Annotated in this window: 20 protein-coding genes and 1 pseudogene; 14 read left to right on the forward strand and 7 right to left on the reverse strand. The window is 62.5% G+C overall.

Annotated features, from left to right (window positions below; translation table 11 throughout):
* Positions 1–393 precede the first annotated feature (393 nt).
* Positions 394–1,122: a glycosyltransferase family 2 protein gene (locus NKJ15_RS24500; RefSeq protein WP_352575977.1), complete on the forward strand. Its 729-nt coding sequence runs from the start codon at positions 394–396 to the stop codon at positions 1,120–1,122.
* A complete protein-coding gene (locus NKJ15_RS24505; protein ID WP_023674681.1) occupies positions 1,115–1,447 on the forward strand; it encodes a lipid-A-disaccharide synthase N-terminal domain-containing protein in 333 nt (110 codons plus the stop codon). The genes NKJ15_RS24500 and NKJ15_RS24505 overlap by 8 nt, the downstream gene beginning before the upstream one ends.
* 42 nt (positions 1,448–1,489) lie before the next feature.
* Here the strand turns inward: NKJ15_RS24505 and NKJ15_RS24510 are convergent, their stop codons facing one another.
* Positions 1,490–2,140 (reverse strand): FMN-binding negative transcriptional regulator, encoded by a 651-nt coding sequence (locus tag NKJ15_RS24510; RefSeq protein ID WP_352501565.1) that lies wholly within the window; start codon positions 2,138–2,140, stop codon positions 1,490–1,492.
* Positions 2,141–2,146: 6 nt separating this feature from the next.
* Positions 2,147–2,821 (reverse strand): alpha/beta hydrolase, encoded by a 675-nt coding sequence (locus NKJ15_RS24515; RefSeq protein WP_023674683.1) that lies wholly within the window; start codon positions 2,819–2,821, stop codon positions 2,147–2,149.
* Between the two features lie 255 nt (positions 2,822–3,076).
* On the opposite strand from NKJ15_RS24515, the gene NKJ15_RS24520 reads away from it, so the two are divergent.
* The 8 genes from NKJ15_RS24520 to NKJ15_RS24555 all read left to right on the forward strand — a co-directional run bounded on the left by NKJ15_RS24520 (position 3,077) and on the right by NKJ15_RS24555 (position 11,103).
* Complete coding sequence (locus NKJ15_RS24520) at positions 3,077–4,255, forward strand: cysteine desulfurase family protein (protein ID WP_352818084.1); 1,179 nt, start codon at positions 3,077–3,079, stop codon at positions 4,253–4,255.
* Positions 4,256–4,443: 188 nt separating this feature from the next.
* Positions 4,444–5,961, forward strand: a complete 1,518-nt coding sequence (gene sufB / locus NKJ15_RS24525) for a Fe-S cluster assembly protein SufB (protein WP_023674685.1) — start codon at positions 4,444–4,446, stop codon at positions 5,959–5,961.
* Positions 5,962–6,174: 213 nt separating this feature from the next.
* Complete coding sequence (sufC, locus tag NKJ15_RS24530) at positions 6,175–6,930, forward strand: Fe-S cluster assembly ATPase SufC (protein ID WP_352474716.1); 756 nt, start codon at positions 6,175–6,177, stop codon at positions 6,928–6,930.
* A 43-nt stretch (positions 6,931–6,973) separates the two neighbouring features.
* On the forward strand, positions 6,974–8,242 hold the full coding sequence (sufD, locus tag NKJ15_RS24535) for a Fe-S cluster assembly protein SufD (RefSeq protein WP_352818087.1): 1,269 nt from the start codon (positions 6,974–6,976) through the stop codon (positions 8,240–8,242).
* 179 nt (positions 8,243–8,421) lie between these two features.
* Positions 8,422–9,663, forward strand: coding sequence for a cysteine desulfurase (locus NKJ15_RS24540; RefSeq protein ID WP_352818089.1), 1,242 nt, complete (start codon positions 8,422–8,424; stop codon positions 9,661–9,663).
* A 5-nt stretch (positions 9,664–9,668) separates the two neighbouring features.
* Positions 9,669–10,061, forward strand: a complete 393-nt coding sequence (locus NKJ15_RS24545) for an SUF system Fe-S cluster assembly protein (protein ID WP_352474719.1) — start codon at positions 9,669–9,671, stop codon at positions 10,059–10,061.
* A gap of 110 nt (positions 10,062–10,171) precedes the next feature.
* Complete coding sequence (gene sufA, locus NKJ15_RS24550) at positions 10,172–10,558, forward strand: Fe-S cluster assembly scaffold SufA (RefSeq protein ID WP_352474720.1); 387 nt, start codon at positions 10,172–10,174, stop codon at positions 10,556–10,558.
* Between the two features lie 11 nt (positions 10,559–10,569).
* A complete protein-coding gene (locus NKJ15_RS24555) occupies positions 10,570–11,103 on the forward strand; it encodes a DUF2199 domain-containing protein (RefSeq protein WP_352474721.1) in 534 nt (177 codons plus the stop codon).
* Here the strand turns inward: NKJ15_RS24555 and NKJ15_RS24560 are convergent.
* Positions 11,100–11,597, reverse strand: coding sequence for a GFA family protein (locus NKJ15_RS24560; protein WP_352474723.1), 498 nt, complete (start codon positions 11,595–11,597; stop codon positions 11,100–11,102). The genes NKJ15_RS24555 and NKJ15_RS24560 overlap by 4 nt on opposite strands.
* A gap of 90 nt (positions 11,598–11,687) precedes the next feature.
* Between NKJ15_RS24560 and NKJ15_RS24565 the strand changes: the two genes are divergently transcribed.
* Positions 11,688–12,011 (forward strand): TfoX/Sxy family protein, encoded by a 324-nt coding sequence (locus NKJ15_RS24565; RefSeq protein ID WP_352541445.1) that lies wholly within the window; start codon positions 11,688–11,690, stop codon positions 12,009–12,011.
* A 34-nt stretch (positions 12,012–12,045) separates the two neighbouring features.
* On the opposite strand, the gene NKJ15_RS24570 is transcribed toward NKJ15_RS24565, so the two are convergent.
* Positions 12,046–12,969: a PfkB family carbohydrate kinase gene (locus NKJ15_RS24570; RefSeq protein WP_352818091.1), complete on the reverse strand. Its 924-nt coding sequence runs from the start codon at positions 12,967–12,969 to the stop codon at positions 12,046–12,048.
* Positions 12,970–13,245: 276 nt separating this feature from the next.
* On the opposite strand from NKJ15_RS24570, the gene recA reads away from it, so the two are divergent.
* The 3 genes and pseudogenes from recA to NKJ15_RS24585 all read left to right on the forward strand — a co-directional run bounded on the left by recA (position 13,246) and on the right by NKJ15_RS24585 (position 18,127).
* A complete protein-coding gene (gene recA / locus NKJ15_RS24575; RefSeq protein WP_023674696.1) occupies positions 13,246–14,343 on the forward strand; it encodes a recombinase RecA in 1,098 nt (365 codons plus the stop codon).
* 259 nt (positions 14,344–14,602) lie between these two features.
* Positions 14,603–17,269 carry an alanine--tRNA ligase gene (alaS, locus tag NKJ15_RS24580; protein WP_352818207.1) on the forward strand — a complete coding sequence of 889 codons (2,667 nt, stop codon included), beginning with the start codon at positions 14,603–14,605 and terminating at the stop codon, positions 17,267–17,269.
* A gap of 79 nt (positions 17,270–17,348) precedes the next feature.
* Positions 17,349–18,127, forward strand: a pseudogene (locus NKJ15_RS24585) (PhzF family phenazine biosynthesis protein).
* 134 nt (positions 18,128–18,261) lie between these two features.
* Here NKJ15_RS24585 and NKJ15_RS24590 read toward each other — a convergent pair.
* From NKJ15_RS24590 to NKJ15_RS24600, 3 genes are read right to left on the reverse strand one after another with little or no spacing between them, the layout of a single operon-like run.
* Positions 18,262–18,840, reverse strand: a complete 579-nt coding sequence (locus NKJ15_RS24590) for a demethoxyubiquinone hydroxylase family protein (RefSeq protein WP_352818093.1) — start codon at positions 18,838–18,840, stop codon at positions 18,262–18,264.
* 15 nt (positions 18,841–18,855) lie between these two features.
* Positions 18,856–19,476: a glutathione S-transferase family protein gene (locus NKJ15_RS24595; RefSeq protein WP_352541441.1), complete on the reverse strand. Its 621-nt coding sequence runs from the start codon at positions 19,474–19,476 to the stop codon at positions 18,856–18,858.
* Between the two features lie 11 nt (positions 19,477–19,487).
* A complete protein-coding gene (locus NKJ15_RS24600; RefSeq protein WP_292659842.1) occupies positions 19,488–20,699 on the reverse strand; it encodes an NADP-dependent isocitrate dehydrogenase in 1,212 nt (403 codons plus the stop codon).
* Between the last annotated feature and the right edge of the window lie 65 nt (positions 20,700–20,764).

The following is a 20,764-nucleotide window of genomic DNA, read 5'->3' on the forward strand; positions in this document are numbered from 1 at the left end:
CAAAATCGAGCCGATCGGGCCAATGATGCCGGTCGATGCCGCGCCAGGGCGACAGGGCGAGGCCTTAGACGCCTTCAAAAGACGCCCAGTAGGCCAATCAGGTTAAGCACACCCTTCATGCAAAGCCCTCCTTGTGGGAGAAGGTGGATTGGCGCGCAGCGCCAAGACGGTTGAGGGGTGTTGGCCGGAGCGCCGTCGATGCCAAGCTGGAGCACCCCTCATCCGACCGCGCTTCGCGCGGCCACCTTCTCCCACAAGGGGAGAAGGGAGAACCCCAAGCGTGCGGCCTGCTTGCGTCATCGTTTCGGCTGGCGTAATGAGGCGCCGCCAACGGGTCTCATCCGCTGGACCGCACGGCATCGATCGAATGCCATATCCTATGACAGAGTCGAGATGCCGGAGATATCCATCGTCATTCCTTGCCGGAACGAGGCGGCGAACCTGCCGCTTCTGCTCGACGAGATCGGCGCCGCGATGGCCGGGCGCGACTTCGAGGTCATCGTCGTCGATGACGGCTCAACCGACGATACCCCTTCGGTGCTCGCCGCCCAGGCAGCGCTTCGCGCGTTCCCGCTGCGCCATCTCAGGCATGCGAAATCCGCTGGCCAGTCGCTCTCGGTGCGTTCGGGCGCCTGGGCGGCGCGCGGCGATATCGTCGCCACCATCGACGGCGACGGCCAGAACGACCCCGGCTATATCCCAGTGTTGATTGACGCGCTCCGGCAGGCTGGTCCCGAAGTCGGGGCCGCGCAGGGACAGCGTCTGAAGCGCCGCGACAGCAAGATTAAGCAGCTGGCGTCGCGTTTCGCCAACGGACTGAGAAAGGCCATCCTGCACGACGAGACGCGGGATACCGGCTGCGGCCTCAAGGCGATCCATACCGACATTTTGCGGAAATTGCCGTTCTTCGACGGCACCCACCGCTTTGTTCCGGCGCTGGTCATCCAGGAGGGCTACCGCGTCGTCCATTGCGACGTCGTCGACCGCTCCCGCCGTCACGGCAAATCGAATTACGGCATCTTCGATCGCGGCCTGCAGGGCGTGCTTGATCTTGCCGGCGTCTGGTGGCTGCGCCGCAGGCGCCGCAGAATGCCCAAAGTAGAGGAAATCAGGCATGGGTAACGTGCTTCAGGAATTGGCGACCTGGCTTCACGATGTTTTCGTCAAGCAATTCGATGCCTGGGTTCTGCTTGGCTTCGTCGCCCAGTTCTTCTTCACCATGCGCTTTCTGGTGCAGTGGGTAGCGTCGGAAAAGGCCAAGCGCAGCGTCGTGCCGATCGCCTTCTGGTTCTTTTCGCTGTTCGGCGGCGGCCTGCTGCTGATCTACGCCATCCAGCGTCAGGATCCGGTGTTCATCGCCGGCCAGGCCATGGGCCTGTTGATCTACATCCGCAATCTCTGGCTGATCGCCAACGAGCGCAAGGCGGCGATGACCAAGGTCGATTGAGCCCGCCACCGCGGCCTGAACCGGTCGAGCAAGCAATCCGGATTACTTCCCGTCCAGCCCGCCGTAAGACCTTACCAGCCGGACCATGTCGGCCGAATCGGCAGTCTCGCTCTCGAGCCCCTCGGCGACACCGACGCGGTCGGCGGCCGGGCGGTTCTGGCTGACTTTCCATTTGCCGCTGATTTCGGTGATTTCGATCTCCAGGCCGACGATGCCTTTGATCTGCGACTGGATGAAGGGTGCCGGCGCGTCGGTCACCGCCCACGGCGCCGAGCGGCTGCCCTCCTGCGACATCGTCAGATCGGAAATCTGCTCGGCCAGCCAATCCTGGTCTTCGATCACCGTGACGCTGCCGCGCACCTGGACGATGGCGTAGTTCCAGGTCGGTACCACCTTGCCGGTTTCACGCTTGGTCTCGTACCAGGACGGCGTCACATAGGCATCGGCGCCCTGGAAGACGACCAGCACCGGCGCCGGGGGATTGTCGGCCAAAAGCCGCCATTGCGGATTGGCTTTGGCCAAATGGGCGCGCAGCCTGCCGTTCGGTGGCACATCCGCGTCTAGAAGAAAGGGAATCGCGTTGGCGACCGGCCCCTCGACGCCGTTCGACACCAGCAGGCCAAGCGGATGCGCCCGGATCAGCCCGTGCAGGACGTCCGGCCGTGTTTCCTGGAAGTGAGGCGGTTGGTACATCGCCGATTATCTCAGCCGCTTCGGCCGTGGGTCGGACAGTTCCCCAGCCAGCCGGCGATCTAGATAGTCCGCGCATTCCTCGATCAGAAGCTCCGCATGGTTGGCAAAGAAATGGTTGGCGCCGGGCAGGGTCTTCTGGGTGATGGTAATGCCCTTTTGCGTGTGCAGCTTGTCGACCAGGCCCTGCACGTCCTTGGGCGGCGCGACCTTGTCGGCGTCGCCGTGGATGATCAGGCCGGACGACGGGCATGGCGCCAGGAACGAGAAATCATAGGTATTGGGCTGCGGCGCGACCGAGATGAAGCCCTCGATCTCCGGCCGGCGCATCAGAAGCTGCATGCCGATCCACGAGCCGAACGAATAGCCGGCAACCCAGCAGCTCTTGGAATCCGGATGCAGCGACTGCACCCAGTCGAGCGCCGCGGCGGCGTCGGACAATTCGCCGGTGCCGTGGTCGAACTCGCCCTGGCTGCGGCCGATGCCGCGGAAATTGAAGCGCAGCGTGGTGAAATTGCGCTTCTGGAACATGTAGAAGAGGTCGTAGACGATCTTGTTGTTCATCGTCCCGCCGAACTGGGGGTGCGGGTGCAGGACGATGGCAATCGGCGCGCTCTTTTCCTTCGAGGGCTGATAACGACCCTCCAGGCGGCCGGCCGGACCGGTGAAAATGACCTCAGGCATGAAATACTCCACTTGGCATAAATTGCGCGGCGCCCGGAACAACTCTTCCTCTGGCCCCAGTCTTCCCTAGGCCTTGACGCAGGGCGAGCGTCTTTCTAGAAGCTAGTTTAGAATTGTTCAAAACTGGGCGGCCAAAAATTGTGGCTCGGCCACCCGCGCCGCAAGCCGCGTAAATAGGACGTCTTGCCTTGCAATTTCAAGGAAATAACGCGCTATCTTCGCGGAACGGCTTTTGAAGGGACCAGTTGGACAGAAATGGCCGGAGCACGCGCCTACCTCGACTACAACGCCAGCGCGCCGCTGCTTGCCTCGGCGCGCGCGGCGGTGGTGGCTGCGCTCGACGTTGCCGCCAACCCGTCCTCGGTTCATGCCGAGGGCCGCGCTGCACGGCGGCTGATCGAGGACGCCAGGCGCGACGTGGCGCGACTGGTCAACGCCAGGGCCGAGCATGTCGTATTCAACTCCGGCGCGACGGAAGCGGCCTCGACGCTGCTGACGCCGGACTGGCAAATGGGGCGCGGCGCTGTCCGTATGAGCCGGCTCTATGTGTCTGAGGCCGATCATCCTTGCCTGCTGAACGGCGGGCGTTTCCCCACGGGGCAGGTAATGCGGATCGGCGTCGACGCCGACGGCGTCGTCAGGCTCGACGTTTTGGCCGAGGCTCTCGCCCAGCATGACAAGGCCGAAGGCTTGCCGCTGGTGGCGATACACGCCGCCAACAACGAGACCGGCGTGATCCAGCCGGTTGGCCGCATTGCCGAAATCGTCAAGGCGGCGGGTGGCATCCTGGTGGTCGATGCCGTGCAGGCGGCCGGCCGCATTCCGCTCGATATGTCAGCGGGTTACGCAGACTATCTGATTCTCTCGTCGCACAAGATCGGCGGCTCAAAGGGCGTCGGCGCCATTGTCGCGGCGTCGGACCTGATGATGCCAAAGCCGCTGGTCAGCGGCGGTGGCCAGGAAAAAGGCCATCGCGGCGGCACCGAAAACCTGGCGGCGATTGCCGGGTTTGGCGCGGCGGCGCGAGAGGCGTCTGCCGGCTTGCAAACGATCGAAACGGTGCGGCAGCGTCGCGACGAAATCGAGGCGATCGTGAAAACGCTTGTTTCGGACGCCGAAATCTTCGGGACCGGCGCGCCAAGGCTTGCCAATACGACATTCTTCGCTATTGCCGGCATCAAGGCCGAGACGGCGCAGATTGCCTTCGACCTGGCCGGTGTGGCGCTGTCGGCCGGATCGGCCTGTTCGTCGGGCAAAGTCGGGCCGAGTCACGTGCTGAAAGCCATGGGTTACGGTGACGGCCTCGGCGCGTTGCGCGTGTCCATCGGCCACGCGACTAGCGCTGAAGACATTGAGCTGTTTCGTTCGGCGCTGGCGACGATCGTCGCGCGCCAAGCCGGTAAGGAAAAGGCAAACAGCGAAAAGGCCGCCTGAGCGCGGCAACGGAACGTTTGGGCCTTGCGGCCTGGTAGAGCCGTGCGTTCGAATTTGGCCGGGTGAATTTCCGGCATGAACGCACTATATGAAACGTACGCCGCCTCGGGTGCCTGATGGGTGCTCGTTTGCGGTGCCATAGTTTGAAAACTGCCGGGCCTTGACCCCGGCGTGGATGGAGAACGCTGATGCCTGCTGTGCAGGAGACGATCGATCGAGTTCGAAAGATCGATGTCGACCAGTATAAATACGGATTCCAGACCGAAATCGCGATGGACAAGGCCCCCAAGGGCCTGAGCGAAGACATTATCCGCTTCATTTCGGCGAAGAAGGACGAGCCGTCCTGGATGCTGGAATGGCGCCTGGAAGCCTATCGCCGCTGGCTGACGCTGGACGAGCCGAAATGGGCGCGCGTCCACTATCCCAAAATCGATTTCCAGGACCTCCATTATTACGCCGCGCCCAAGAGCACGCCGGGGCCGACTTCGCTCAGCGAGGTCGATCCCGAACTGCTGAAGGTCTATGAGAAGCTCGGCATTCCGCTCAGGGAACAGGAAATCCTCGCCGGCGTGCAGAAGACCGATGCGTCGGAGCTCGAGGAAGCCAGCGACAACGTCTACAAGTCGGGCCGCGTCGCCGTCGATGCGGTGTTCGATTCCGTCTCTGTCGTCACCACTTTCAAGAAGGAACTGGCGCAGGCCGGCGTCATCTTCTGCTCGATCTCGGAAGCCATCCGCGAGCATCCGGAACTGGTGAAGAAATATCTCGGTTCTGTCGTGCCGACCTCCGACAATTTCTACGCGACGCTGAATTCGGCCGTGTTTACCGACGGCTCCTTCGTCTTCGTGCCCAAGGGCGTGCGCTGCCCGATGGAACTGTCGACTTATTTCCGCATGAACGAGAAGAATACCGGCCAGTTCGAGCGCACGCTGATCATCGCCGAGGAGGGGGCTTACGTCTCTTACCTCGAAGGCTGCACGGCGCCGCAACGCGACGAGAACCAGCTTCATGCCGCGGTGGTCGAGCTGATCGCGCTCGACGATGCCGAAATCAAATATTCGACGGTGCAGAACTGGTATCCCGGCGACGCCGAAGGCAAGGGCGGCATCTATAATTTCGTCACCAAGCGCGGCGACTGCCGCGGCCATCGCTCGAAGATTTCGTGGACACAGGTCGAGACCGGTTCGGCCATCACCTGGAAATATCCGAGCTGCATCCTGCGCGGCGACGATTCCAGCGGCGAGTTCTATTCGATCGCCGTCTCCAACGGCTATCAGCAGGTCGACAGCGGCACCAAGATGATCCATTTGGGCAAGAACACGTCGAGCCGCATCATCTCCAAGGGCATCGCCGCCGGCTTCTCGCAGAACACCTATCGCGGCCAGGTCTCGGCCCACCGCAAGGCGACCAACGCCCGCAACTTCACCAATTGCGATTCCCTGCTGATCGGCGATCAGTGCGGCGCACACACCGTGCCCTACATGGAAGCCAAGAATTCGACGGCGCAGTTCGAGCATGAGGCCACCACCTCGAAAATTTCCGAGGACCAGAAGTTCTACGTCATGCAGCGGGGCATCCCGGAAGAAGAGGCGATCGCGCTGATCGTCAACGGCTTCGTCAAGGACGTCATCCAGCAGCTGCCGATGGAGTTCGCGGTCGAGGCGCAGAAGCTGATCGGGATCTCGCTCGAGGGCAGCGTGGGCTGATGATGATGAAGAGTAGCCGAAAGGTAATGGCTGTTGGACTCGTGTGCTGGGTGGCTACCGCCATATTGGCCGTGTACTTTGTCTGGCAAAAGCCAGACGCTCTGACTGTCGATGATGTAGGGCCGATTCATCAGTTCTCGATTAGGACGAATTGAAGGGTCGAACGGCCAATGGCCAGATCGACTGCCTTGCGATGTAGTAGAAAGAAGAAAAATGCTTGAAATCAGAAACCTCCATGCCCGTATCGTCGACGACGGCACCGAGATCATCCGCGGCCTGAACCTGACGGTCAGGGCCGGCGAGGTCGCCGCGATCATGGGGCCGAACGGCTCGGGGAAATCGACGCTGTCCTATATCCTTGCCGGCCGCGAGGATTATGAGGTCACCGAGGGCGACATCCTCTACAACGGCCAGTCGATCCTCGAAATGGATCCAGCCGAGCGCGCAACCGCCGGCATCTTTCTCGCTTTCCAGTATCCGATGGAGATACCGGGGGTGGCGACGATGGAATTCCTGAAAGTGGCGATGAACGAGCAGCGCAAGGCGCGTGGCGAGGAACCGCTGAAGATCCCGGAATTTCTCAAGCGCGTAAAGGAAGCTGCCGCCTCGCTCAACATGGACATGGCGATGCTGAAGCGGCCGCTCAATGTCGGCTTTTCCGGCGGCGAGAAGAAGCGCGCCGAGATCCTGCAGATGAAGCTGCTCGAGCCGAAGCTGTGTGTCCTCGACGAGACCGATTCCGGACTCGATATCGATGCGCTGAAGATCGTCGCGGACGGCGTCAACACGCTGCGCTCGCCGGATAGGGCCATTGTCGTCATAACCCACTACCAGCGCCTGCTCCAATACATCGTCCCGGATACGGTGCACGTGCTCTACAGGGGCCAGGTGATCAAGTCGGGCGACAAGTCGCTGGCGCTCGACCTCGAGGCCAATGGCTATGCCGGCGTGATCGGGCAAGCCGCGTGAGATGCAAGCGGGCCCGGAAGGCAAGCCAAACAAGGCGATACTGATGAATATGCACACGACACCCCAGCGGACATTAGCCGAATCGGCGCTGATCGACGCCTTTGGCGAGCGGCTGTCGCTGCTGCCCGGCGACGGCGCGGTGATGCTGAAGCGCGACGACGCCATCGAGGCGATCAAGAGCGGCCTGCCGACGCGGCGCATCGAATCCTGGCACTATACGGACCTGCGCCGGCTGCTGACCTCGGTGCCGGACTTCGATCCGGCAGCGGTCGCGAAAGCCATTGCGCCGATCGTCGAAGGCTCCAGCGTTTTGCCGGTGCTGAACGGCGTTTCGAGTACGAAACTGCCCGGTATCGAAGGCGTTGCCGTACAGCGCCTGTCGGAGAAGCTGACCGACGGCAGCATCGCTCCGGGGTTGGATTCCTATGGCAGCGACGATGCCATCGGCGCGCTCAACACCGCCTTTGTCGCCGACGGCTATTTCGTCGATATCGCCGACGGTGCCCAACTGGACAAGCCGCTCGAATTGCAGAATTTGCAGGCCGGTGGACAGACGCATGTACGGCTGGCCGTCCGTGTCGGTGCCGGCGCCAAGGCTGTCGTCGTCGAACGCCAGGCAGGCGAGGGGGCGGCGCTGGTCAGTTCGGTCAGCCAGCTTGTGCTTGGCGAGGGCGCCGAAGTGACCTGGCTGGTCGTGCAGGAGCAGCCGGATACGGCGACGCACCTTGCCCAGTTCAAGGCGCATCTCGGCAAGAATTCGAAACTGACGCTGTTCGTCATGAATGCCGGCGGTAGGCTTGTCCGCCAGGAGGTCGTTGTGAAGACGACCGGCGAGGGCGCCGAATTCACCTTGCGCGGCATCAATCTGCTCGCCGGCGATACCCATACCGATGTCACTATGGTGCTCGACCACGCCGTACCGCACACAGCCTCGACCGAAGTCATCCGCAACGTGGTGACCGGCAAGGCGCGCGGCGTCTTCCAGGGCCGCATCAACGTCCACCAATATGCGCAGAAGACCAACGCCAAGATGGCCTGCAACACGCTGCTTCTGTCGGATGACGGCGAGTTCTCGACCAAGCCGGAGCTCGAAATCTTCGCCGACGACGTCGTCTGCGGCCATGGCGCGACCGTCACCGAGATCGACCACAGCCATCTGTTCTACCTGATGGCGCGCGGCGTCGACGAGAAGACCGCGCGCGGCCTGCTGGTCAAGGCCTTCGTCGCCGAGGTGATCGAGGAACTGGACGACGAGGCCATCGTCGAGGCGCTGGAAGCACGGCTCGACGATTGGTTTTTGACGCACGGGTAGAGGTGACTGAGGGGTTGGTGCCAACACCCCTCATCCGTCGCCTTCGGCGCCACCTTCTCCCACAAGGGGAGAAGGAGAGGCGCTCTTCCTTCTCCCCTTGTGGGAGAAGGTGGCCGAGCGAAGCTCGGTCGGATGAGGGGTGCTGGACGGAATGAGGCGGTGCCTCGAGAGAGCTTGTAATGGACCAGAAAGTCGAAAACATCCCCTACGACGTCGAGGCGATCCGCCGCGACTTCCCGATCCTGTCGCGGCAAATCTACGGCAAACCGCTGGTCTATCTCGACAATGGCGCCTCGGCGCAGAAGCCACAGGCGGTGCTCGACGCTATTCAGCACGCCTATTCCCAGGAATATGCCAACGTCCATCGCGGCCTGCATTTCCTGTCCAATGCCGCGACCGACGCCTATGAGAGGGCTCGCGAGACGGTGCGCCGTTTCCTCAACGCACCGAGCACCGACAACATCGTCTTCACTTCCAACACCACGGCGGCGATCAACACGGTCGCCTATGGTTTCGGCATGCCGAACATCGGCGAAGGCGACGAGATCGTGCTGTCGATCATGGAGCATCATTCCAACATCGTGCCGTGGCATTTCATCCGCGAGCGGCAGGGCGCCAAACTGGTCTGGGTGCCGGTCGATGATCTCGGCGTCTTCCACATCGAGGAATTCGAAAAGCGGCTGACCGACCGGACAAAACTGGTTGCCATAACCCACATGTCGAATGCACTGGGCACGGTGACGCCGATCAAGGAAATCGTGCGCATCGCCCATACGCGCGGCATTCCGGTGCTGGTCGACGGCAGCCAGAGCGCCGTGCATATGCCGATCGACGTGCAGGATCTCGACTGCGATTTCTTCGTCTTCACCGGCCACAAGGTCTATGGCCCGTCGGGCATCGGCGTGCTCTATGGCAAGAAGGATATTCTGGAGCGCATGCGCCCGTTCATGGGCGGCGGCGAGATGATCGAGGAGGTGACGCAAGACATCGTCACCTACAACGATCCGCCGCACCGTTTCGAGGCCGGCACGCCGCCGATCGTGCAGGCAATCGGGCTCGGTGCGGCGCTGGAATATATGGAAAAGATCGGCCGCGAGCGCATCGCCGCGCACGAGGCCGATTTGAAGGACTATGCGCATCAAAAACTGCGCGCCATCAACTCGCTGCGCATCTTCGGCGATGCGCCCGGAAAGGGCGCCATCATCTCGTTCGAGCTGCAGGGTATCCATGCCCATGACGTGTCGATGGTCATCGACCGGCAGGGAGTGGCGGTCCGCGCCGGCACGCATTGCGCGCAGCCGCTGTTGAAACGCTTCGGCGTAACATCCACATGCAGAGCGTCGTTCGGCATGTATAATACCAGGGCCGAAGTCGATGCTTTGGCCGATGCGCTGGAAAAAGCGCGAAAATTCTTCGGGTGACGATCATGGATGATGCCAGCCACACCGCCGAGACCAATTCGGAAGCGACGACCAATGCGGCGGTTTCCGGATCGACAATCCCCGCCGACGAATTGGCGCGGCTGACCGACGACATCGTCTCGGCGCTGAAGACGGTCTACGACCCGGAAATCCCGGCCGACATCTATGAGCTCGGCCTGGTCTACAAGATCGACATCGAAGACGACCGCTCGGTCAAGATCGATATGACGCTGACCGCGCCGGGCTGCCCGGTGGCCGGCGAAATGCCGGGCTGGGTCGAAAACGCCGTCGGCGCCGTCGAAGGCGTCTCCGGCGTCGAGGTCAACATGACCTTCGATCCGCCCTGGTCGCCCGATCGTATGTCGGAAGAGGCGCAGGTGGCGGTGGGGTGGTACTAGCATCCGACCAGCCAGAGGCTGGCGCACTTGCGCCGGGTACAAAACTTCACCATTTTAGGTGAGGAATCATTCGGCAGGCCTTGAACCTGCGCGCAATGGAGAAGGAAAATATGGGACGCTTTGCCGTCATCACGATGACCGAAAAGGCCGCCGACCGGGTGCGCGAGATCGTTGCGACCCGTGAGAATGCGCATGGCATTCGCCTTGGCATCAAGAAGGGCGGCTGCGCCGGCATGGAATATACGGTCGACCTGGTGACCGAGCCCAACACCAAGGACGACCATATCGAGCGCGACGGCGCCCATGTCTATGTCGCGCCGGAGGCAGCACTTTTCCTGTTCGGCACCGAGATGGACTTCGAGCAGACGACGCTGCGCACCGGCTTCACCTTCCGCAATCCGAACCAGAGTTCGGCCTGCGGCTGCGGCGAATCGGTCGAATTGAAGCCGGCCGATCTGAAGGCACTGGCCGAGGCGCGCGAAGCAAGCGCGGCTTAGCGTCTCTGGTGATGAGTGCCGAGGCATATCGCTGGCGGTGTGCCTGTTGCGGTCAGGAATATACCGGGCTTCCAACAGATATGGCGTTCGGTGCGCCCGTGGACACGGACACGCTTGACGATGCCGCTCGAGCGACCTTTCGCAAGAATGAAGATTTCTGCGAGGTGCGCCGTGCGTCGGGGGTAACAGATCGGTTTGTTCGTTGCTTGCTGCCTCTGCCAGTGCCTCAGCTATCCAGCGAGTTCTGTTTCGGCGTATGGATGTCGGTCTCGGAAAAAAGCTGGGATCTATACCGAGATGGATATGACAGTGGCCAGTATGAAGAAGAACTCTGTTTTGGATATCTGATGCACAACATTCCTGAGTATCCCGGCTCGTTGCATCTGCATGCCAATGTTGTATTTCAGCCCGGTGATCAGCGTCCGAAGGTGTTTCTGCATGATGCAGATCATCCCTTGGTTGCGGCCCAACGCAGTGGGGTGGATGTGGCGCAGATAGAGCGCTGGGTGGCTCTCACGCACCGACCTAAGGCCGGGAGCAACTAATCCACCCACATCCCCGTTCGCTTGTGCCAGTCTGCGATCGACTCCTCCGGGTAGACATCGAAGACCTTGTCGCCCTTGCCGATATCCGGCTCGACCCAGTTCGCCTTGTATTTCAGCATCAGATGCACCTTCTCCGGCGGCTTTGGCAGGTCGGTGTCGATCGCCGAGGCAAACGGATGCACCAGCTCCGGCCAGGTCGGATCGTAGAGCCAGAGTGCCGTCCCGCATTTCGTGCAGAAGTTCCGCTCGCCGGTCGAGATCTCGCGTTGCGGGTGCTCGTCGTCCTCGATCTCGGCGCGGTAGACGCCGAGATGGCGCTTGCCCTGGATTTTCAGCGTCTCGTAATCGGCGCCGAGATTGATGGCAAAACCGCCGCCGCCCTGCTGCTTGCGGCAGATCGAGCAGTAGCACAGCATGAACGGCACCGGCGTGTGGCTTTCCACCTCGAAACGCACGGCATTGCACCGGCAGGACCCTTTGAGCAGAAGCGGCATGAGAAACTCCGACGAAAGTGATTTGCACTTTGTCAGGATGGCGCCGGTTGCGGCGATGACAAGGGGAAATCCGGGTGACATGATCGCCGCATGGACAACGAGCGCATAGAAGAGCTTTTCGAGGGCCTCGGCCCGGTCAGCATCCGCAAGCTGTTCGGCGGCAAGGGCATCTATTTCGACGGCGTCATCGTCGCCATCGTCATCGGTGGCGAATTGATGCTGAAGGCCGACGCCGAAAGCGCCCCGGATTTCGAAGCGGCCGGCTGCCGGCAATGGACCTATACCGGCTCGCGCCACGGCAAGCTCGTGTCGATGCCCTATTGGAGCGTTCCCGACAGCGCCTTCGACGATCCCGACGAGATGGCGATCTGGTCGCGCCGCGCCTACGAGGCAGCACGGCGCGCCGGCAAATAGGCTGCGTCATGCTTCGGCAATTCCGGGCCGCACTTCATGCCAGGTCCCGCGCCTCGGGCACGAGCGCCAGCGCCTCGGCAAAGCCAGCGCTGGTGAAGGCGGCACTCTCGACGACGAGCATAGCTGCGGCAATGCCTTCGCGCAGTGCCGCGCGCAGCGTCAGGCCGCGCAGCAGGGCAGCGATCGTGGCGCCTGCCAATGCGTCGCCGGCGCCGGCAGCATCGGTCCGCTTTTGCAGCGGCGGTGGCGAGATCGAGAACGCGCCCAATTCGTCGAAACCGAGCACTGGTTCGTCGCCGGCGGTGATCACGCCGCTTTTCAGCCCGGCGCGTCTCAGGCCGTCGACGATGCCTTGATCGATTTGGACGCCGGCGAGCATGCCGGCCTCGCGCCGGTTCATGAAGGCCATCGCCAGACGGTCGAGCACCGGCGTCAGCCGCGCCGCTTTGTTGGGCGAGACCGCAAGCGCAAACACCGGCTTGCCGGCGGCGAGTGCCGCCAGCCGCTCCAGCGCGGTCGACGGCAGGTTGGCGTCGCACAGCACCGCGTCGGCCGAACCGATCGCTTCCCGCACCTTGGCACGGCGGATCTGCTTGGGAAGCGCCAGTTCGTAGAGCACCATGTCGGCAAGGCCGGCGATCAGCCCGCCGTCGCTGTCGATCAGCATCGTATGGCTTGGCGTCGCGCGGTCGAGGAACACCGCCGACAGGTCGGCAATGCCGGCCTCGGTGACGGCGCGTAAGACCGTGTCGCCAAGGGCATCGCCGCCGCGCACCGAAAGCAGCGAGGCCGAGACGCCGCGGCGCACCGCACAGCGCAAGGCGTTGAAGACGGCGCCGCCGACATGCTCGCGCATCGTGCCCGGATTAGACGCTGCTGGCACGAAGGCGCCGGCAACCCGGCCGCGCCGCTCGATATAGGCGCCGCCCACGGCCAGGATCGTCGAGGATTTGATCATGCCGTCAAAATGCCCTTTAGCTGTTGCCCGGGGAGACTAGGTCGCCGGGCGGAACCCTGCAATCGCGGGTCCGATTCGGTCGGTAACGGCAACGGCGCCGCATGCGAGGTGAGATACATCCGAAGCAATAATTGCGAAACAAAAATAGAACAAATAGGGATATGCGTTATTTTTCAAATCCTTGGTGCTCATTGACAAATGAGAACAAATGAGGTACATTCTTTTAAGGATTGCGGGATTGTCCGGCCTCCATTGACGACCACGGGGTGATGTATCATGGCTCAGAATTCTTTGCGGCTTGTAGAGGACAAAGCGGTGGACAAATCAAAGGCTCTGGATGCGGCGCTGTCGCAAATTGAGCGTGCCTTCGGCAAGGGCTCGATCATGCGGCTCGGCGCGAACGAGCAGGTCGTCGAGATCGAAACGGTGCCGACCGGCTCGCTTGGGCTGGACATCGCGCTTGGCGTCGGCGGCCTGCCGCGCGGCCGCATCGTCGAGATCTACGGGCCGGAAAGCTCGGGCAAGACGACGCTGGCGCTGCACACGGTGGCCGAAGCCCAGAAGAAGGGCGGCATCTGCGCCTTCGTCGATGCCGAGCACGCGCTCGACCCGGTCTATGCCCGCAAGCTCGGCGTCGATCTCGAAAACCTGCTGATCTCGCAGCCCGATACCGGCGAGCAGGCGCTGGAGATCTGCGACACGCTGGTGCGCTCCGGCGCCATCGACGTGCTGGTGGTCGATTCGGTGGCGGCGTTGACGCCGCGGGCGGAAATCGAAGGCGAGATGGGCGATTCGCTGCCCGGCCTGCAGGCCCGCCTGATGAGCCAGGCACTGCGCAAGCTCACCGCCTCGATCTCGCGCTCCAACACCATGGTCATCTTCATCAACCAGATCCGCATGAAGATCGGCGTCATGTTCGGTTCGCCCGAGACGACGACCGGCGGCAATGCGTTGAAATTCTATGCCTCGGTCCGCCTCGACATCCGCCGCATCGGCTCGGTCAAGGATCGCGACGAGGTCGTCGGCAACCAGACCCGCGTCAAGGTCGTCAAGAACAAGCTGGCGCCGCCCTTCAAGGTGGTCGAGTTCGACATCATGTATGGCGAGGGCGTCTCGAAGACCGGCGAGCTGGTCGATCTCGGCGTCAAGGCGGGCGTGGTCGAAAAGTCGGGCGCCTGGTTCTCCTACAATTCGCAGCGTCTTGGCCAGGGCCGCGAAAACGCAAAACTGTTCCTGCGCGACAATCCCGACACGGCGCGCGAGATCGAGCTGGCGCTACGGCAGAATGCCGGGCTGATTGCTGAGAAATTCCTTGAGAACGGCGGCTCCGAAAGCAGCGACGACGGTTTCGAGGACGACGCTGGGGTGATGTAGGGCAAGCGACGCCTCGCTGAGCCTCAGCCAGGTTTCGATTTGATGTTTTGATTTTGAGTTTGCGTAATCGATGCGTTTCGAACCGCCGGCCCATGGCCGGCGGTTCGCGTTTGACGGCGAGGCAGACGCATTTCAAGGCGCTGGTGAAAGCCGGGATTTGAGACCATTTGGTGTTTCTGGACAGGCTGCGGTGCGACCGCTAAAAGGCCATGTCTATTTTCCGCCGGCAGCCGGCGGTTCTCTCGAAAAGGCAGTATTCATGAGTGGCGTCAACGAGATCCGGTCGGCATTTCTCGACTATTTTCGCAAGGAAGGTCACGAGGTCGTCGCGTCAAGCCCGCTGGTGCCGCGCAACGACCCGACGCTGATGTTCACCAATGCCGGCATGGTGCAGTTCAAGAACGTTTTCACCGGTCTGGAGAAGCGGCCGTATTCGCGCGCCACGACTGCCCAGAAGAGTGTTCGCGCCGGCGGCAAGCACAACGACCTCGACAATGTCGGCTACACCGCGCGCCACCTGACCTTCTTCGAGATGCTCGGCAATTTCTCCTTCGGCGACTATTTCAAGGAGCGGGCCATAGAGCTTGCCTGGAACCTGATCACCAGGGAGTTCGGGCTGAAGAAGGACAAGCTGCTGGTCACCGTCTACCACACCGACGACGAGGCGGCCTCGTACTGGAAGAAGATCGCCGGCCTTTCGGACGATCGCATCATCCGCATCGCGACTTCGGACAATTTCTGGGCAATGGGCGACACTGGACCTTGCGGGCCGTGTTCGGAGATATTCATCGACCGTGGCGAGCATATCTGGGGCGGCCCTCCTGGCAGCCCCGAGGAGGATGGCGACCGTTTCCTTGAATTCTGGAACCTGGTGTTCATGCAGTACGAACAGGTGACGAAGGACGAGCGCGTCGACCTGCCGCGTCCGTCGATCGACACAGGCATGGGCCTCGAGCGCATGGCATCCATCCTGCAAGGCGTTGAAAGCGTCTTCGAAACCGACCTGTTCCGCCACCTGATCGACGCTGCGTCGTCGGCGCTTGGCAAAGGTCCGGATGCGGGCACCGTCGCATCGTTCCGCGTCATCGCCGACCATTTGCGTTCGTCCTGCTTCCTGGTCGCCGACGGCGTGCTGCCGTCCAACGAAGGACGCGGCTACGTGCTTCGTCGCATCATGCGCCGCGCCATGCGCCACGCGCAGTTGCTCGGCGCCCGCGATCCGCTGATGTGGCGCCTGGTGCCGGCACTGGTCCGCGAGATGGGTCAAGCCTACCCGGAACTGGTGCGCGGCGAACAGATGATCACCGAAACGCTGAAGCTTGAGGAAACTCGTTTCCGCAAGACGCTGGTGCGCGGCTTGGGCTTGCTTTCCGAGGCGACGGAAAAGCTGGCCTCCGGCGACATGCTGGATGGCGAGACAGCGTTCAAGCTCTACGACACCTATGGCTTTCCGCTCGATCTGACGCAGGACGCGCTGCGCCAGCGCAACATCTCGGTCAACCTTGCCGGCTTCACCGAGGCGATGGAGCGGCAGAAGGCGGAGGCGCGCAAAAGCTGGGCCGGCTCCGGCGACGTGGCGACCGAGACGGTATGGTTTCCGGTGCGCGAGAACGCCGGCGCCACCGAGTTCCTCGGCTATGAGACCGAGCAGGCGGAAGGCCTCATCCAGGCGCTGGTCAGGGACGGCAAGACCGTCGACAGCGCCGGCAAAGGTGACGCCGTTGCCGTGGTTGTCAACCAGACGCCGTTCTATGGCGAGTCCGGTGGCCAGATGGGCGACACCGGCGTCATTTCGGGCGACGGGTTCTCGATCGAGATATCCGATACCCAGAAGAAGGCCGATGGGCTTTTCGTCCATCTCGGCAAGGTGGCTACCGGCACGGTCAAGACGGGCGCGACCGTCGAGCTGAAGGTGGACCACGCGCGTCGCTCCAGGCTGCGCGCGAACCATTCCGCCACGCATCTGATCCATGAGGCGCTGCGCGAGGTGCTGGGTACCCATGTGGCGCAGAAGGGCTCGCTGGTTGCGCCCGAGCGTCTGCGCTTCGACATCTCCCACAACAAGCCGATCTCGCCCGACGAGCTCGAAGAGGTCGAGCGCATGGCAAACGAGATCGTCGTTCAGAACGGCCCTGTAACCACGCGGCTGATGTCTGTCGACGACGCCATTGCCGAAGGCGCCATGGCGCTGTTTGGCGAGAAATATGGCGATGAAGTGCGCGTCGTTTCGATGGGCACGGGCTTGCATGGCGCCAAGGCCAACCGGCCTTATTCGGTCGAGCTATGCGGCGGCACGCATGTCAGGGCGACCGGCGATATCGGCTTGGTGCGCATCCTGTCCGACAGCGCGGTCGCTGCCGGCGTTCGCCGCATCGAGGCGTTGACCGGCGAGGCGGCCAGAAAGCATCTCGACGAACAGGACAAGCGGCTGAAGGCGGCCGCCGCCGCGCTGAAGATATCGCCGGCCGATGTGCCGGCCCGCGTCGAGGCGCTGCTCGACGAACGCAAGAAGCTCGAAAAGGAGCTGACAGAGGCGCGCAAGAAGCTGGCGCTGGGCGATCGCTCGCCAGCCGGTGTGCCGGCGGAAAACGAAACCATTGCCGGTGTCGGTTTTCTCGGCAAGGCGGTATCGGGCGTCTCGCCAAAGGATCTTAAGCCGTTGGCCGATGCCGGCAAGAAGTCGCTCGGCTCCGGCATCGTCGTCTTTGTCGGCGCCGGCGAGGACAACAAGGCAAGCGTCGTCGTCGCCGTCACCGATGATCTGACCGGCCGCTTCAGCGCCATCGATCTGGTGCGCGTCGCGTCCGCGGCATTGGGCGGGCAGGGCGGCGGCGGGCGACCCGATATGGCTCAGGCCGGCGGCCCGGACGCCTCGAAGGCCGAAGACGCGATCGCTGCGGTGAAGGCGGCTCTCGAAGCGGCGTGAACCTGCACCGGGGGCGGCACGGCCGAAATGGCGCGTCGCCCAGCGGATATCTTTGAGGGCCGATATGCCGACGCTGACGATGTATCAGGTCGATGCCTTTGCCGAACGGGCCTTCCAGGGTAACCCTGCCGCCGTTCTCCTTTTAGAGGAATGGCTGTCGGAGCAGGTAATGCAGGCCATTGCCAACGAAAACAATCTTGCTGAAACCGCGTTTGTGCGGCCGAATGGCAAAGGTTGGATTTGCGCTGGTTCACGCCGGTCCATGAAGTCGACTTCTGCGGCCACGCCACTCTTGCGGCCGCCCATGTGCTGGCTACGGAATACAATGGTCAGGGCGAAATGGCCTTCGCCACCCGGGTCGGCGAGCTGCGGGTTTCCCGGTGGGAAGGGGGCTATCAGCTCGATCTGCCTTGTTTTCCGCCGCAGCCCGTCGAGGAAGAGCTGAACTCGGCGCTGCAAGCGATATTGCCTCAGCGGCCGGTTGCGAGCTTCCGCAATTTCGAGAACCTGTTTGTCGAGCTTGCCGACGAGACAACCGTGCGATCTTTCGTTCCCGATCTGCTCAGGATCGGACGTTTTCATCCTCTCGGCCTGGTTATTACCGCGCCTGGGCGAGCCCACGATTTCGTCTCCCGTTACTTCGTGCCTGGGGCGGGCATTCCCGAGGATCCGGTAACCGGCTCCATTCATGCGACGCTGGTGCCTTACTGGTCTGAAAAACTCGGCAAGACGCATCTGTCGGCATTCCAATGCTCGCAGCGCGGCGGGCATTTGCTATGCGAACTGGCCGGAGATCGCGTGCTGATCACAGGCCGTGCGAAGACCTTCATGAAGGCGGAGATCTACCTTCCCGATTGAGCGGCTTGCCAATTCGGTGGCTGCTTCGCCTGAGCCAGGTGTCCAGATCACGGTATGGCGTTAGGGCCGGGCGGCGGCCCGATGGCGCAGGGCAGTGGCCCCAAAGAGGCGGCGCTAGAACGGCATAGCGCTCATCAGAGATGCCTTGATGCCTTCAGGGCACGCGTCATTCGCGTCGAGTCCCCCCAGGTCGACAGCCAAATCAGGCAGTCGGTGGTAACGGAGATCGCTGCGCGCAGGCGGTTCAGCAACGGTCCAGGCGAGGTCAGCTGCTCTTCGGCGTGACGGAGATGGGCAAGCTCTTCTTCGCGGATGGACAGGATGATGCCGTGCAACTCGTGATCGCGTCCGGTGAGAAAGAACAGCTGATCATCGAGATGGCGGTGCACCGCCGCTTCGACAGCTGCGGTGCAGGCCCAGACGCCTTGCGGGCCGAGCAGGGCAGTGAGGAAACCCAGCAGCCAGCCGCCCCAGCTCCAGAATTGCATCACGCGACACGGTCGGGAATTTCGCAGTGGCATGGCTGCATGGAAAGACGCGCAATGGGTGCGCTCGTGCCCAAGCATCTCCGACAAAGACGGCACGCAGTCCGGCCAGAAACGCTTCGCGACAAGAATCTGTGCCGAATAGATTCTGATCGCGCCGTACTCGCCGGCGTGGTTGACTCTGACTATTCTGGCCACCGTCAGTGCGTCCTGGTGAGAGTTGGCCATGAATGCGCTCGAGAGTTAAGTCAGCCTGCCGGCAACGCTCGCACGCGCCGCAATGCGGGTCCACCAATTCTGGATCTCGGCAAACTCGGCCAGCAGGGCTTGTCCCTCGGCGACCTTGACGAAATAGCCGATGATCGGTGCGGCGTGCAGGTCGGCCAGCGTCAGGTCCGTTCCCAACAGCCAAGGCCCTTCAGCTTTCAGCGAGGAGAGCGCCTGCAATGCCATTCTTGCCTGCCGCAACCCGTTGGCGATCACGGCTTCGTCGGGCGGCGTTGTTTCCAGCCGCTCGACCGCGACATCCCAGACCATGGTCCTGTAGGCATAGGCGTCGAGCAGGCTGGTGATCTGGTTCATGCGTGCTCGAGGCCGGGCTTCGACCGGTTGCAGCGCCGGGCCGCCAAAGGCTTCGTCGACATAACGGGCAATCGCGCCGGTCTCGTAGAGGCGAAAGCCGTCATGCTCGAAGGCCGGGATGCGGCCGAACGGCTGGTGCTCGAAATACCAGCCGGGAATGCCGTCCGCGGCAAAGATGTCGACGGGCACGAGCTCGTAGCCGACGCCCTTTTCCTCCAGCACCAGCCGCACGATGCGCACATAGACGCTGTAGTCCGCGCCGTAGACGACGGGCTTGCCCATGCCGGTTGGGCTCAGGCCATCGCTTTCTGCAAATTCTCGTCGATCTTGTCGAGGAAGCCGGTGGTCGAAAGCCATGGCTGGTCGGGGCCGATCAGCAGCGACAGGTCCTTGGTCATGAAGCCGGACTCGACCGTCTGGATGCAGACCCTTTCCAGCGTCTCGGCAAAGCGCCTCAGTTCGGCATTGTCGTCGAGCTTGGCGCGGTGCGCGAGGCCGCGCGTCCAGGCAAAGATCGAGGCGATCGAATTGGTCGAGGTCTCCTCGCCCTTCTGGTGCTGGCGATAGTGGCGGGTGACGGTGCCGTGCGCGGCTTCCGCCTCGACGGTCTTGCCGTCCGGCGTCATCAGCACCGAGGTCATCAGGCCGAGCGAGCCGAAGCCTTGCGCCACCGTGTCGGACTGCACGTCGCCGTCATAATTCTTGCAGGCCCAGACATAGCCACCCGACCATTTCAGGCTCGAGGCCACCATGTCGTCGATCAGCCGGTGCTCGTACCAGAGCTTCTTAGCTTTGAATTCTGCTTCGAACTCCGCCTCGTAGACCTCCTGGAAGATGTCCTTGAAGCGTCCGTCATAGGCTTTGAGGATGGTGTTCTTGGTTGAGAGGTAGACGGGGTAATTACGCAGCAGGCCGTAGTTCAGGGAGGCGCGGGCGAATTCGCGGATCGATTCGTCGAGATTGTACATGGCCATGGCGACGCCGGCGCCGGGTGCGTCGAACACGTCGTGCTCGATCACCTGGCCGTCCTCGCCGACGAATTTGATCGTCAGCTTGCCCTTGCCGGGGAAGCGGAAGTCGGTGGCGCGGTACTGGTCGCCGAAGGCGTGGCGGCCGACGATGATCGGCTTGGTCCAGCCGGGCACCAGCCGCGGCACGTTCTTCATGATGATCGGCTCGCGAAAGATGGTGCCGCCGAGGATGTTGCGGATGGTGCCGTTCGGCGACTTCCACATCTTCTTCAGCTTGAATTCCTCGACGCGCTGCTCGTCGGGCGTGATCGTCGCGCATTTCACGCCGACGCCGTATTTCTTGATGGCATTGGCCGAATCGATGGTCACCTGGTCGTTGGTGGCGTCGCGGTGCTCGATGCCGAGGTCGTAATATTCGAGCTTGAGGTCGAGATAAGGGTGGATCAGCTTGTCCTTGATGAACTGCCAGATGATGCGGGTCATCTCGTCGCCGTCGAGTTCGACGACCGGGTTCGCCACCTTGATCTTCGCCATGGAAAGAATGCCTCGCTTTTGGGGAACGGAACGGCCTTGCCCGCACGGCTGCCGGCCCTGGGATG

The organism is Mesorhizobium sp. M0207 (genome assembly GCF_040321995.1).
Classification (GTDB): domain Bacteria; phylum Pseudomonadota; class Alphaproteobacteria; order Rhizobiales; family Rhizobiaceae; genus Mesorhizobium.

Excerpts from the sequence above, each read along its gene's own strand:
- NKJ15_RS24520 (WP_352818084.1), top strand. The coding sequence starts at position 3,077 with ATGGCCGGAGCACGCGCCTACCTCGACTACAACGCCAGCGCGCCGCTG.
- NKJ15_RS24570 (WP_352818091.1), bottom strand. The coding sequence starts at position 12,969 with ATGATCAAATCCTCGACGATCCTGGCCGTGGGCGGCGCCTATATCGAG.
- NKJ15_RS24515 (WP_023674683.1), bottom strand. The coding sequence starts at position 2,821 with ATGCCTGAGGTCATTTTCACCGGTCCGGCCGGCCGCCTGGAGGGTCGT.
- sufD (WP_352818087.1), top strand. The coding sequence starts at position 6,974 with ATGAATATGCACACGACACCCCAGCGGACATTAGCCGAATCGGCGCTG.
- NKJ15_RS24510 (WP_352501565.1), bottom strand. The coding sequence starts at position 2,140 with ATGTACCAACCGCCTCACTTCCAGGAAACACGGCCGGACGTCCTGCAC.
- NKJ15_RS24565 (WP_352541445.1), top strand. The coding sequence starts at position 11,688 with ATGGACAACGAGCGCATAGAAGAGCTTTTCGAGGGCCTCGGCCCGGTC.
- sufB (WP_023674685.1), top strand. The coding sequence starts at position 4,444 with ATGCCTGCTGTGCAGGAGACGATCGATCGAGTTCGAAAGATCGATGTC.
- NKJ15_RS24500 (WP_352575977.1), top strand. The coding sequence starts at position 394 with ATGCCGGAGATATCCATCGTCATTCCTTGCCGGAACGAGGCGGCGAAC.
- NKJ15_RS24600 (WP_292659842.1), bottom strand. The coding sequence starts at position 20,699 with ATGGCGAAGATCAAGGTGGCGAACCCGGTCGTCGAACTCGACGGCGAC.
- recA (WP_023674696.1), top strand. The coding sequence starts at position 13,246 with ATGGCTCAGAATTCTTTGCGGCTTGTAGAGGACAAAGCGGTGGACAAA.
- NKJ15_RS24555 (WP_352474721.1), top strand. The coding sequence starts at position 10,570 with ATGAGTGCCGAGGCATATCGCTGGCGGTGTGCCTGTTGCGGTCAGGAA.
- NKJ15_RS24540 (WP_352818089.1), top strand. The coding sequence starts at position 8,422 with ATGGACCAGAAAGTCGAAAACATCCCCTACGACGTCGAGGCGATCCGC.
- NKJ15_RS24590 (WP_352818093.1), bottom strand. The coding sequence starts at position 18,840 with ATGGCCAACTCTCACCAGGACGCACTGACGGTGGCCAGAATAGTCAGA.
- sufC (WP_352474716.1), top strand. The coding sequence starts at position 6,175 with ATGCTTGAAATCAGAAACCTCCATGCCCGTATCGTCGACGACGGCACC.
- sufA (WP_352474720.1), top strand. The coding sequence starts at position 10,172 with ATGGGACGCTTTGCCGTCATCACGATGACCGAAAAGGCCGCCGACCGG.
- NKJ15_RS24595 (WP_352541441.1), bottom strand. The coding sequence starts at position 19,476 with ATGGGCAAGCCCGTCGTCTACGGCGCGGACTACAGCGTCTATGTGCGC.
- alaS (WP_352818207.1), top strand. The coding sequence starts at position 14,603 with ATGAGTGGCGTCAACGAGATCCGGTCGGCATTTCTCGACTATTTTCGC.
- NKJ15_RS24545 (WP_352474719.1), top strand. The coding sequence starts at position 9,669 with ATGGATGATGCCAGCCACACCGCCGAGACCAATTCGGAAGCGACGACC.
- NKJ15_RS24560 (WP_352474723.1), bottom strand. The coding sequence starts at position 11,597 with ATGCCGCTTCTGCTCAAAGGGTCCTGCCGGTGCAATGCCGTGCGTTTC.
- NKJ15_RS24505 (WP_023674681.1), top strand. The coding sequence starts at position 1,115 with ATGGGTAACGTGCTTCAGGAATTGGCGACCTGGCTTCACGATGTTTTC.